Annotated in this window: 11 protein-coding genes; 8 read left to right on the top strand and 3 right to left on the bottom strand. The window is 63.2% G+C overall.

Annotated features, from left to right (window positions below):
• The first annotated feature begins 51 nt into the window (after window positions 1–51).
• From IEG05_RS11785 to glpD, 7 genes are all read left to right on the top strand, one after another.
• Window positions 52–840, top strand: a complete 789-nt coding sequence (locus tag IEG05_RS11785) for an ion transporter (protein ID WP_191122086.1) — start codon at window positions 52–54, stop codon at window positions 838–840.
• Window positions 841–934: 94 nt separating this feature from the next.
• A complete protein-coding gene (locus tag IEG05_RS11780; protein ID WP_191122085.1) occupies window positions 935–3,295 on the top strand; it encodes an SUV3 family DEAD/DEAH box RNA helicase in 2,361 nt (786 codons plus the stop codon).
• Between the two features lie 75 nt (window positions 3,296–3,370).
• Window positions 3,371–4,135 carry a YoaK family protein gene (locus IEG05_RS11775; RefSeq protein WP_191122084.1) on the top strand — a complete coding sequence of 255 codons (765 nt, stop codon included), beginning with the start codon at window positions 3,371–3,373 and terminating at the stop codon, window positions 4,133–4,135.
• Between the two features lie 233 nt (window positions 4,136–4,368).
• Window positions 4,369–5,250, top strand: a complete 882-nt coding sequence (locus IEG05_RS11770) for an MIP/aquaporin family protein (protein ID WP_191122083.1) — start codon at window positions 4,369–4,371, stop codon at window positions 5,248–5,250.
• Between the two features lie 12 nt (window positions 5,251–5,262).
• On the top strand, window positions 5,263–6,771 hold the full coding sequence (gene glpK / locus IEG05_RS11765; RefSeq protein WP_191122082.1) for a glycerol kinase GlpK: 1,509 nt from the start codon (window positions 5,263–5,265) through the stop codon (window positions 6,769–6,771).
• A gap of 132 nt (window positions 6,772–6,903) precedes the next feature.
• Complete coding sequence (locus tag IEG05_RS11760; RefSeq protein WP_041013582.1) at window positions 6,904–7,662, top strand: DeoR family transcriptional regulator; 759 nt, start codon at window positions 6,904–6,906, stop codon at window positions 7,660–7,662.
• Between the two features lie 376 nt (window positions 7,663–8,038).
• Window positions 8,039–9,574, top strand: coding sequence for a glycerol-3-phosphate dehydrogenase (glpD, locus tag IEG05_RS11755; RefSeq protein ID WP_191122081.1), 1,536 nt, complete (start codon window positions 8,039–8,041; stop codon window positions 9,572–9,574).
• Window positions 9,575–9,593: 19 nt separating this feature from the next.
• Here the strand turns inward: glpD and IEG05_RS11750 are convergent, their stop codons facing one another.
• Together IEG05_RS11750 and IEG05_RS11745 are read right to left on the bottom strand one after the other, a co-directional pair.
• Entirely contained in the window at window positions 9,594–9,881 is a 288-nt protein-coding gene (locus tag IEG05_RS11750; RefSeq protein WP_102840885.1) for a cell division protein ZapA, read from the bottom strand.
• The gene (locus IEG05_RS11745; RefSeq protein ID WP_014819952.1) at window positions 9,878–10,105 is read right to left on the bottom strand and encodes a hypothetical protein; all 228 of its coding nucleotides are present in this window, start codon (window positions 10,103–10,105) and stop codon (window positions 9,878–9,880) included. The genes IEG05_RS11750 and IEG05_RS11745 overlap by 4 nt, the downstream gene beginning before the upstream one ends.
• 154 nt (window positions 10,106–10,259) lie before the next feature.
• On the opposite strand from IEG05_RS11745, the gene IEG05_RS11740 reads away from it, so the two are divergent.
• Window positions 10,260–10,541 carry a peptidylprolyl isomerase gene (locus IEG05_RS11740; protein WP_014819951.1) on the top strand — a complete coding sequence of 94 codons (282 nt, stop codon included), beginning with the start codon at window positions 10,260–10,262 and terminating at the stop codon, window positions 10,539–10,541.
• 96 nt (window positions 10,542–10,637) lie between these two features.
• Here the strand turns inward: IEG05_RS11740 and IEG05_RS11735 are convergent, their stop codons facing one another.
• Complete coding sequence (locus IEG05_RS11735; RefSeq protein ID WP_191122080.1) at window positions 10,638–12,233, bottom strand: methyl-accepting chemotaxis protein; 1,596 nt, start codon at window positions 12,231–12,233, stop codon at window positions 10,638–10,640.
• Between the last annotated feature and the right edge of the window lie 221 nt (window positions 12,234–12,454).

Genomic DNA, 12,454 nt, shown 5'->3' with positions numbered 1-12,454 from the left:
CGCGGTGTGCTTTAAACTCGCGCCCACCTGCCCCACGAACCCGGTTGACTCATGAAGCAGCGCGCCATCACACCCTTTCAGATCTTCATCCTGCTGCTATCGGTCTACGTGATCGGTGCGCTGGTGGCTGATCTGGTGTTCGACTTACCCGACGACGTATCGACTCTGCTCGGGTATCTGGACAACATCGTGTGCTTCTTTTTCTTCATCGATTTCTGGATGCGCCTGCAGGAAGCCGACGACAAGCTGCGCTTCATGCGCTGGGGCTGGATCGACTTGCTGGCCAGCGTACCGGCGGGCGGGTTGCAGGCAGCCAAGCTGTTTCGGGCCTTCCAGATTCTGCGGGTGCTGCGGGCGATCAAGTCGTTGCGGCTGATCTGGCGCATCCTGTTCCGCAACCGCGCCGAAGGCATCGTCGCCTCCGCCGCCACGGCAACCATGCTGCTGGTAGCGTTTGGCGCGCTGACCATGCTGCTGGTGGAAGCGCCGAACCCAGAAAGCTCGATCAACACGCCGGAAGAGGCGCTGTGGTGGGCGTTCGTCACCGTGACCACGGTCGGCTACGGCGACTTCTATCCGGTCACCACCCTGGGCCGTATCGTTGCGGTGCTGCTGATGGTGTCCGGAGTCGGTCTGTTCGGCAGCTTCGCGGCCTACATCGGTTCGCTGTTCGTCGCCGACCGCAACGAGGAAGACAACCGCGACCAGCTGGCCGACCGCGAAACCCTGCAGCGACTACTGGTACAGGTGGAATGCCTGACTGAAGAAGTGCGCAGCCTGAAGCTGCAGCTGGGGGACGATCGCCGTGACGATGGCGATGCGGCAGAGCGAGGGGTTTGATTTGTACGTATCGTCGACCAAAGCGCACAGTCTGCCGAGCAAACGAGCGCAACGCGAGTCGTACAAAGAAGACTGATCAGCAAAGGTGTCGATCATGGCCAAGACCGGGGGCAAGCAGTTCAAATCCATCAGGCTCGAACGTCTGGCGCGCTTCCTCGACTGGGCAACGGCGCGATATCCGGAATTCACCGCGAAGAAGCATCACCAGGAAAAGTGGTTCACCCCGTACGTCGGCTATCCCATCGTCGGATTGGCTCGCGCGGCCAAAGCGTTCTGGTTGGGGCTGCATGGGCAGGCGGTGGATGAACTGCTGGCGGCACCTGCTGCAGACGAGTTGCTCGATCGGGTCGTCAGTCGTGATCTCGGCGAGATCCACTGCAGCGTGGATGTGTTCGGCAGCGAGAAGACCTTCAGCCTGGGCTCGCCGGTCCATCTGCTGGAGCCGGACTGGGCGCTGCGTCTGGACGATAGCCCGCGGCGCGACGATTTCGCCGACAACCTGAAACAGGCCGTGCAGCGCTATGTGCGCAATCGGCTGCAGGTGCTCGAACGGCCCTTCGCCGAAATGGACGAGGACGAGCGGCAGCGGTGCCTGGCGCGCATCCGCCCGGAACTGCCACGGGTCGATGAATTTCTGCCACATGCCATCGCCACCCTCAACGAGATTCGCCATGAGCTGCGCTACGTGGTGGCCTTGCAGCGCGGCAATCTCACCCTCGAATTGGCGCGGCGGGTTCCTTCCGGCCAGGATCATCTGCTCAGCGTGGCGGAAGTCGAGGCGTGGAAGCGCCAGGATCGCGACGAGCTGCAGGCCACGTTCGAGCGCATGCTCGAGCTCGCCGGCGATTTCGACCTGCAACTGCTCGGGCACAAGCGTCTTACCGAGCTCATCGCCCTGGAACCCGGCCGCATGCGCAAGGCGATTCGCGCCGCCCGCCGCGAGCACGAGGAAAAAATGGCGTTTGCCGTGCTGCTGGAGAACAACCCGCGCTTCGTCCACTACCACAAGCTCTACCCGGCCCGGCGCCTGACGCGACGCTGGACCGCCCTGCTCGGCCCAACCAACAGCGGCAAGACGCATCGCTCTATCGAGGCGATGGCTGCGGCCGAGCACGGCATCTACCTGTCGCCGCTGCGCCTGATGGCGCTGGAAAACCAGGAGCGCATTGAGGCGATGGGCGTGCCCTGCTCACTTGTAACCGGCGAGGAAGAAATCATCCGCGAAGGCGCCACACACTTCTGCTGCACCGTGGAGGAGTTCGCGCGTTTCCGCCATCAGCATTGGGATGTGGTGGTGGTCGACGAGGTACAGATGATGGCCGACTCGCAACGTGGCTGGGCCTGGGTCGATGCACTGGTCAGCGCCCATACGCCGCAACTGATGATGACCGGGCCAGCGCTGATCGAACCCTCCTTGCGCACGCTTTGCGATCTGTGCGAGGACAAACTGGTGGTGCAGCGCACCAAGCGCCTGTCGCCGGTTGAAGTCGCCCGCCACGCCACGACGCTGGAACGCCTGGAACCCGGCTCGCTGCTGGTGGCATTCAGCCGCAAGCTGGTGCTGGAGCTCAAGGGCATGCTCGAAAGCGCCGGCAAAAGCGTCTCGGTGGTCTACGGTGCGCTCTCGCCCGAGGTACGACGCGAGCAGGCCCGGCGCTTCCGCGAGGGCGAGGCGGACATCATGGTCGCTACCGATGCGGTCGGCATGGGCCTCAACCTGCCGGCGCACACGCTTTGTTTCTATACCGATGAGAAATTCGACGGCATCCAGAATCGCCAGCTCAAGGTGCAGGAGGTCAAGCAGATCGGCGGCCGCGCCGGGCGCTTCGGTCACCACGACAGCGGCGAAATCACCGCGCTGGACCCGCAGACGCTCAAGTCCATCCGCCGCCTGTTCAACAGCCCGGACGCGCCGGTGGACCTAAGCCAGTTTCAGGTGCGCCCATCCATCGATCACCTGTCCGCCATTTCCGAACTGATGGGCGAGCCAAGCCTGCTGCGGTCCTGGCTGACCTTCAACCGCAATATCAACTACGGCGAGGCATTTATCTCGGTACTGCCGGACGAACTGGCCGAATGGATCGAGCTGATCGACGATCCGAAGATTCCGCTCTGGCTGCGCTGGACGTTCGCCTGCACGCCGATCCGCGGCGGCTTCGACAGCCCGGCCAGCCAGCATGCCCAGCGCTGGATCAAGCGAGTCGCCGAAGGCCACGCCATCTCGATGCCCAAGCTACTGCTCGGCAGCGACCTGTCCAGCCTGGAAAGTACCCTGCATGTGGTGGAAACCTACCTGCATCTGGCCCGCAGCCTGCCCGAGCATTTTCCCGAGCACGACGACGGTGAAGACGCGCGCAAGCTGCTCAACGACGCCATCACCCGCGAACTGTCACGCCAGCGCAAACCGCGGGCTGCACGACGCGGCGGCGGCCGCAAGGCCGGGCGACGACGTTGAGAATATCCACCAATCGCGATCCAGCCAGGCCGGCCGCTCTATAATCGCCGCTTTGCTGCCGAGCGCGAGCCTGCCATGCCGATCAAGTACGCCCGTCGTCTGACCGATCGCCGACGGTCCGCCCATAGCAATCGTCAGCTCGGCCTGTGCCTCGCGTTTGTCGCGGGTGCCGCCAATGCCGGCGGGTTCATCGCCGTCCAGCAGTACACCTCGCACATGACCGGTATCGTTTCGGCAATGGCCGACAACCTGGCCCTCGGTGCCACCGATCTGGCGCTGGCAGGCTTGGGTGCATTGCTCTCGTTCGTTCTTGGCGCAATGTGCTCGACGCTGATGATCAATTTCTCGCGACGTCGCCGTCTGCATAGCCAGTACGCGCTACCGCTGGCGCTGGAAGCCGCGCTGTTGCTGCTGTTCGGTATCCTCGGCGCACGGCTGATGACGGTTCCGGGTTTCTTCGTGCCGCTGACCGTGGTGCTGCTGTGCTTCATCATGGGCCTGCAGAACGCGATCATCACCAAGCTCTCCAATGCCGAAGTGCGCACCACCCATATCACTGGCATGGTGACCGACATCGGCATCGAGCTGGGCAGGCTGATCTACTTCAACCGCAATCGTCATGACGACATGCCACCGGTTCGGGCCAACCGACAGCGCCTGCGTATCAACCTGCTGATGGTGATGAGCTTCTTCATCGGCGGATTGAGCGGCGCAGCCGGCTTCAAGCATTTCGGCTTCATCGCCACGGTCCCGCTGGCCGCCTTGCTGCTGGCACTGGCTCTGGTGCCGATGGCTGACGATATGCTGCTCGGCTGGCGCCTCTGGCGGCGTCGGCGCTAAGACACCGACGGTTTCCAACGCCCTCCCGGTTGGCAAGGCTTCATCGGTCACGGGGCAGACTCGGGACCGCCGCGACAGCAAGCACCCTCATTTGTTCCCGCAGCGCGCCCGTAAAATGTTCGAATTTTTACTTTGACAGCTGCATTCTTTGCCTCTAAGTTTTCGTTTCCGAACAATTCCGAACCAACGCAGTGCTCGGAATAAAACAAAAACAAACGAACGAGGCTCCGCGCATGAGTACGCCCATCGTCCCTACGCTCAAGGGACAATGCATCGCCGAATTTCTCGGCACTGCCCTTCTTATCTTCTTCGGTACTGGCTGCGTCGCAGCGCTCAAGCTCGGCGGTGCCGACCTGGGGTTGTGGGAAATCAGCATCATCTGGGGCATCGGCGTTTCGATGGCGGTGTACCTTGCCGCCGGCGTCTCCGGTGCCCACCTGAACCCGGCCGTCACTGTCGCATTGTGGCTGTTCGGCACATTCGAGCGGCACCGCGTTCCGGCCTACATCCTGGCGCAGGTGGCCGGCGCCTTCTGTTCTGCGGCGCTGGTCTACGGGCTGTACAGCAGTCTGTTTTTCGATTTCGAACAGGCCCAGCAAATGGTTCGCGGCAGTGTCGAGAGCCTTGAACTCGCATCGATCTTCTCGACCTACCCCCACGCCTCCTTGTCGTTCGGCCAGGCGTTTCTGGTGGAGGTCGTCATCACCGCCATTCTGCTGGCGATGATCATGGCCATCACCGACGACGGCAACGGCCTGCCCAGCGGCCCGCTCGCACCTTTGCTGATCGGCCTGCTGATCGCCGTAATCGGCGGCGCGATGGGACCGCTGACCGGCTTCGCGATGAATCCCGCACGGGATTTCGGGCCTAAACTGATGACCTTCTTTGCCGGCTGGGGTGACGTGGCCTTCACTGGCGGGCGAGACATTCCGTATTTCCTGGTCCCGATCTTCGCCCCGATTCTCGGCGCCTGCCTCGGCGCTGCAGGTTACAAGGCACTCATCTGCCGGCACCTGCCAGGCGTTGGATCGGCCGCCTGCGATGCACCAAAACCCAAGGAAAAGGCCTCTGCCGAAATGGGCTCCGCCCAGCCCGATATCAGCAAAGTTCGCTAAGGAAACGACGCCATGAGCAATCAGAACAAGCAATTCATCGTCGCCCTCGACCAGGGCACCACCAGCTCCCGCGCCATCGTGCTGGACCGCAACGCCAACGTGGTGACCATCGCTCAGCGCGAATTCGCGCAGATTTACCCGCAACCGAGCTGGGTCGAGCACGACCCCATGGAAATCTGGGCGACCCAGAGCGGTGTGTTCGTCGAAGCCCTGGCCCAGGCCGGCATCACCAACGAACAGGTGGCGGCCATCGGTATCACCAACCAGCGCGAGACCGCCATCGTCTGGGACAAGATCACCGGCCGGCCGATCTACAACGCCATCGTCTGGCAGAGCCGCCAGAGCACGCCGATCTGCGACCAGCTCAAGCGCGACGGCATGGAAGATCACATCCGCAAGACTACCGGCCTGGTGATCGACCCCTACTTCTCCGGTACCAAGATCAAGTGGATTCTCGACCACGTCGAGGGCAGCCGTGAGCGCGCCCGCCGCGGCGAACTGCTGTTCGGCACCGTCGATTGCTGGCTGATCTGGAAGATGACCCAGGGCAAGGCCCACGTCACCGACTACACCAACGCCTCACGCACCATGCTGTTCGACATCCACAAGCTGGACTGGGACCCGGTGATGCTGGAAACCCTGGATATCCCACGCGAGATGCTGCCGGATGTGCGCTCGTCCTCCGAGGTTTATGGTCACGCCTACCTTGGCTCGGGCCAGAGCACCGGCATCCCCATCGCCGGTATCGCCGGGGACCAGCAAGCCGCTCTGTTCGGCCAGATGTGCGTCGAGCCAGGCCAGGCGAAGAACACCTACGGTACCGGCTGTTTCCTGCTGATGAACACCGGCACCAAGGCGGTGCAATCCGAACATGGCCTGCTGACGACCATCGCCTGCGGACCGCGTGGCGAAGTGAACTACGCACTGGAAGGCGCCATCTTCAATGGTGGCTCCACCGTGCAGTGGCTGCGTGACGAGCTGAAGGTGCTCAACGAGTCGCTGGATTCGGAATACTTCGCCACCAAGGTGCCGGACAGCAACGGCATTTACCTGGTGCCGGCGTTCACCGGCCTTGGCGCGCCCTATTGGGACCCGCGTGCCCGTGGCGCACTGTTTGGCCTGACCCGCGGGGTCAAGGTTGATCACCTGATCCGAGCAGCATTGGAATCCATCGCTTACCAGACCCGCGACGTGCTCGATGCCATGCAGCAGGATGCCGGCGAGCGCCTGCGCGCCCTGCGCGTGGACGGCGGCGCAGTGGCCAACAACTTCCTCATGCAGTTCCAGGCCGACCTGCTCGGCACCCAGGTCGAACGCCCGCAGATGAAGGAAACCACCGCCCTCGGAGCGGCCTACCTGGCCGGGCTGGCGACCGGTTTCTGGAGCGATCTCGACGAGTTGCGCAGCAAGAGCAGCATCGAGCGGGTGTTCGAACCGGCGTGCGGAAGCGAACAGCGCGAAGCGCTCTATCGCGGCTGGCAGAAGGCGGTCGACCGTACGCGCAACTGGGCCGAGGACTGATAGGCAGCTGACCGCGTCTGAGCTCCGATCATTCGGATGCAGGCGCGGAATGCGCGAATTCGAAAAGCCAGCGCTTTAATCGAACGCCAGACTACGGCATGCTTCCCGCACAACCGCGAACAAGGAAGCCTCATGAGCCTGGCGCCCCGACAGCAGAACATTCTGGAACTCGTGCGCGAGCGCGGCTACGTGAGCATCGACGAGCTGGCACGCCACTTCGCCGTCACGCCGCAAACCATCCGCCGCGACATCAACCAGCTCGGCGACGCCGGCCTGCTGCGGCGCTACCACGGCGGCGCGGCCTACGACTCCAGCGTACAGAACACCGCCTACAGCCAGCGCGCGCACCAGATGCGCGACGAGAAACTGCGTATCGCTGCCGCCATGGCCGCGCGCATCCCCGACCAGGCTTCGCTGTTCATCAATATCGGTACCACCACCGAGGCAATCGCCCGCGCCCTGCTCAACCACCGCGACCTGAAGATCATCACCAATGATCTGCACGTGGCGAGCATTCTCAGCACCAAGGAAGACTTCGACGTGCTGATCGCCGGCGGCAACGTGCGCAGCGACGGCGGCGTGGTGGGCCAGGCTACCGCGGACTTCATCAGCCAGTTCAAGGTCGATTTCGCCCTGATCGGCATCAGCGGCATCGACGAGGACGGCACCCTGCTCGACTTCGACTACCAGGAAGTCCGCGTCTCCCAGGCGATCATCCATAACGCACGCAAGGTCTTCCTCGCCGCGGACTCCAGCAAGTTCGGCCGCAGCGCCATGACGCGCCTGGGCTCGCTGGAACAGATCGACTGCCTGTTCACCGACTCGGCACCTTCCGAGGTGTTCGCCGAACTGCTGGCCCGCCACAAGGTACAGCTGGAAATCGCCGAGTAGGCGGACCGCCTCCCTCGTGGCCAGCTTCCCACCCGGCGACGCTGAACCTGTAGCAGCGGTCTCGGCCGCGAATCGCAGCCAGCCAACACGCAGCATCTACTGACTGAGCGCTCCCATGATCCAGGGAGGAGCGCACTCCGCGCCGCGGCGTAGCCAGGGGCTCAAGGACGTCGCCCCAGTATGGGCAACCACTACAAGACGCATGCGGATGCCGATATAAGCAGGCGCTCGGCTGTGCTCAACAGTGGATATCCCCATCTGTAGTTTCGAATATTTTCCTTTTAATCGATTTCGAACATTTTTACTTTCATACGGATTCTTTTACGAATAGCATGTTCAAAACCGAACATGATCTTTCGTTTTCGAGGAGAAGCCCGTGCCCCATTCCGCTCAGCCCGTCTCCGAGCTTTATGATGTCGCCGTAATTGGCGGCGGTATCAATGGTGTCGGCATTGCTGCCGATGCCGCCGGCCGCGGGCTGTCGGTGTTCCTTTGCGAACGCGACGACCTGGCCAGTCATACGTCATCGGCCAGCAGCAAGCTCATTCATGGCGGGCTGCGCTATCTGGAACACTACGAATTCCGCCTCGTTCGCGAGGCGCTGGCCGAGCGAGAGGTGCTGCTGGCCAAGGCGCCGCATATCGTCAAACCGATGCGCTTCGTGCTGCCCCACCGTCCTCACCTGCGCCCGGCGTGGATGATTCGCGCCGGCCTGTTCCTCTACGACAACCTGGGCATGCGCAAGAAGCTGCCAGCTTCACGGGGCCTGCGCTTCGGCAAGGAGAGCCCCCTGAAGCCAGCCATCACCCGCGGCTTCGAATACTCCGACTGCTGGGTCGACGACGCGCGGCTGGTGGTGCTCAATGCCATGGCGGCGCGGGAGAAAGGCGCGCATATCCATACCCGCACCCAATGCCTGAGCGCCAAGCGTGCTGGCGGCATCTGGCATGTCGAGCTGCAGCGCGAGGACGGCAGCCGCTTCTCGCTAAAGGCCAAGGCACTGGTCAATGCGGCCGGTCCCTGGGTCGCACAGTTCATCGGCGAAAACCTGCAACAGCGCTCGCCGTACGGCATCCGTCTGATTCAGGGCAGTCACATCATCGTGCCCAAGCTGTATGAAGGTGAGCAGGCCTACATCATGCAGAACGAGGATCGGCGCATCGTCTTCGCCATCCCCTACTTGGATCGTTACACCATGATCGGCACCACCGACCGTGAGTACCGTGGCGATCCGGCCAAGGTGAGTATCAGCGAGGAGGAGATCGCCTACGTACTGGGCGTGGCCAACACGCACTTTCGCAAGCAGCTCGAGCCCAGGGACATCGTGCATACCTTCGCCGGCGTCCGGCCGCTATGCGACGACGAATCGGACAACCCATCCGCAGTTACCCGCGACTACACCCTGTCGCTGACGGCGGAAGAAAAGCAGGCACCGCTGCTTTCGGTGTTCGGCGGCAAGCTCACCACCTACCGCAAGCTCGCCGAGTCGGCGATGGCGCAGCTCAAGCCGTTCTTCCCGGCCATGGGTGAAAGCTGGACGGCACAGGCCGCACTGCCTGGCGGTGAAGGCATGAGCACGGCCGACGCGCTGGCCGAAGAGCTGGTAGCCAAGGTACAGGGGCTGAAACTACCGCTGGCCAAGCGCTGGGCCACCCTCTACGGCAATCGGGTGTGGCGCATGCTGGGCGAAGCGCGCTCGCTCGATGCACTGGGAGAGGATCTCGGCCAGCAGTTGTACACGCAGGAAGTCGACTACCTGCGGCGCGAGGAGTGGGCAACCCAGGTGGATGACATCCTCTGGCGCCGCACCAAGCTCGGGCTGGCCTTCAGCGAGCCGGAAATGGCTTGCCTGCAGCGTTACCTGACAGAGCGGCCGGTCAGCGAAAACACGCGCAGCAGCGACGCAGCCTGAGGCAGCCTGAGGCAGCCGCTCAGCCCTGCGCCGCGAGCTGCTGACTGATACGGGCAACGCTGGCAGCGATGCGTTGCTCGACATCCTGCATCTGCTCGTTCTGTTGCAGCAGCGGCACGCAGAGATTGAGCGCAGTCAGCACTAGCAGCTTGTCGCCCGTGGCGTTAGGAAACTGCCGCTGGCTATCGGCCAGATGCTGCTGCAGCAAGGCCGCCGCCTCCTGCAGCAGAGCATCCTGGCTGGGCGGCGCGCGGAACGAGTATTCGCGGCCGAATACCCTGAGCACCTGAACGCCATCCGCCGTCATGCGGCGCTACTGCCAGCTGCACGTTCCACCAGCGCCTGCAGCCGCGCCAGGGTAGCGCCCTGCCGGTCTTCCTGCTCTAGCGCAGCCAGTTGCAGATTGTCGTTTTCCTCACGTGCCTGCTGCAGCTGCTGCTCGAGCAAGACACAGTGCTCGCTGAGGCTCTGGTTGCGCTGCAGCAGATCGTTGATGACGTTTTCAAGTTGCGCGAGGGTGCTATCAAGCATGGAGCGTTTTCCGGGTCCGATGAAAAAGCGCGCGAGAGTACCCGAAAGGAAGGTCACCGGGGGCCTTCATTAAGCCTTCAATGCCACGCGGTCCGGTCGCCAATGCCACCGGTTTGCGGTAGCCTCGGCAGCCTATTTGAAGAGGAGAGTCCCCATGGCACGCGCTACCGCCCGCCACATCCTGGTTTCCACCGAAGCCAAGTGCAACGAACTGAAAGCCGCTATCGAAGGCGGTGCCGACTTCGCCGAGGTCGCCAAGGAAAACTCCAGCTGCCCTTCCAGCCGTCAGGGCGGCGACCTGGGTTCGTTCGGCCCGGGTCAGATGGTCAAGGAATTCGACACCGTCGTATTCAGCGCCCCGCTCAATCAGGTGCAAGGCCCGGTGAAGACCCAGTTCGGCTATCACCTGCTGGAAGTGACCAGCCGTCAGGACTGATTACCCCCAGTCCCCGCCCCTCATGGGCGGGGATGCCCTAGCGCCGGACAGGCGCCCTCCGCCAGCATTGCCCTCCCGCGATTCACGCCGACCTGATCACGCCTCGAGACGGAAACGCCCGGTCAGCGCCTTGAGGCCTTTCATGCTCTGCATGATGGTATTGCCTGACGTCGCCGTGTCCTGAGTGACACCAGCGGCCTGGTCAGCAACCTGGGCGATGCGTGTCAGCGACTGGTTCATGTCCTCGGCCACCTGTGACTGCTCCTCGGCCGCCGTGGCGATCTGATTGGTCATGCCGCGAATGGTCTGCACCGCACCGACGATCTGCCCCAGCGCATGCTGCGCCGCCTCGATCTGGGTGAGCGTCACCGAGCTGCTCTGACGCGACGCATCCATGGCCGTACCCGCGCGGGTGGCCTGGCTCTGCAAGCGCTCGACCAGCACGCTTACCTCCTTGGCCGAGCTCTGCGTGCGGCTGGCCAGGCTGCGGACTTCGTCGGCAACCACCGCAAAACCGCGGCCCTGCTCGCCAGCACGCGCCGCCTCGATGGCCGCATTCAGCGCCAGCAGGTTGGTCTGCTCGGCGATCCCGCTGATCACGTTCAGCACCTTGCCGATCTCGTGACTGTCCTGCACCAGCTGCTGCATCACATCGGACAGGCTGTCGACATGACCGCTCAAGGTGCGGATGGCGCCGACCGACTCATTCATCACCGCGCTGCCAGAGTTGGTCTCCTGCTCAGCGACATCTGCGGCATTGGCGGCCTCGACCGTGCTGCGCGCGACTTCCTGGGAGGTGGCGAGCATTTCGTTCATGGCGGTGGCGACCTGATCAATCTCGGCTTGCTGCCCCTCGACGTTGCGCGCGCTGTCCCCGGCCAGATTCGCCATGCGCACGCATTGGCCATCGGCTTCGTCAGCAGCCAGACGCACACCGCGGATCATCTCTCCAACCTGCCCCAGCAGGCGGTTGTACGCCAGGGTGATCATGCCCATCTCGTCATCGGCGTGCCGCACCTGCAGCGGCGCGGAAAAGTCGCCCTGGCTGACCCTCTCCAGACGCCCCCGCAGCTCGTCGATCTGCAGCATCAGCCAGTTCATGCCGGCGACCCGTCCCAGCACGACCATCAGCAGGATGCACAGGGTCGAACCCAGGGCGACCCAGAGCTGCTGCGACGCACTGCGGTTGGCTTCAGCGGAAATCAGCAGCACCACTTCGTTGGAAGCGGCAAGGATGTCGTTTGAGTCGGTGGCAATGGCGTTCACGTCAGCGCTCTGACCTGCGGCCAGTGCCTGTACGGCGGGCCGATAACGCTGCCAGATCTGATCGACGCGCTGCAGGTGCGGTTGTGCACTGGTCAGCTCCACCGGTGCGATGCCCTGGGCGCGGTCGCCGTTGAGCAGCAGCCGATGCGACTGCTCGAAGCGTTGGATGGTCTTGTCGACGGCGGTCTTGTCGCCGACGCCCTGCGCCGCCAGCAGCGCTTCCTTCATCATCTTCTGGCTGAGCATGCGCTGGGCTCCGGCCATGTCGATCTGGCTGGCGTCCTTGGCGGACATGAACAGCACAGCGGCGGTCAGGGCCGCACACAGGAAGATCAGGCTGTAGGAGAAGAAAAACTGATGGTTGATGGTGCGCAGACCCAGTCCGCGCAAAAGGGACTGAATGACGTTCGCCAAGGTGCTGGTCATGGGGGTATCCACTACAGGGAGAGAAAGCGATGCCAGCGTCGAATGGCGTCGCAGCTAACAATGTTCTCGGCGGCGCCAGGGGCAACTTGATACCGTTTATCAACTATCTGCAAGCTGCGCTATTGCTGGCTTTGCGCGCCTTTCTTGGCGCTCACGCAACGCAGCCCCACGTACTGACGCAGATCAACGAAAACGGCACTTGCGCACCTGTTTTTTTGGCC

The organism is Stutzerimonas kunmingensis (genome assembly GCF_014764705.1).
Taxonomy (GTDB): Bacteria; Pseudomonadota; Gammaproteobacteria; order Pseudomonadales; family Pseudomonadaceae; genus Stutzerimonas.
Note: the sequence above shows the minus strand (reverse complement) of the source record. Positions and strands in the feature narration are given on the sequence as shown.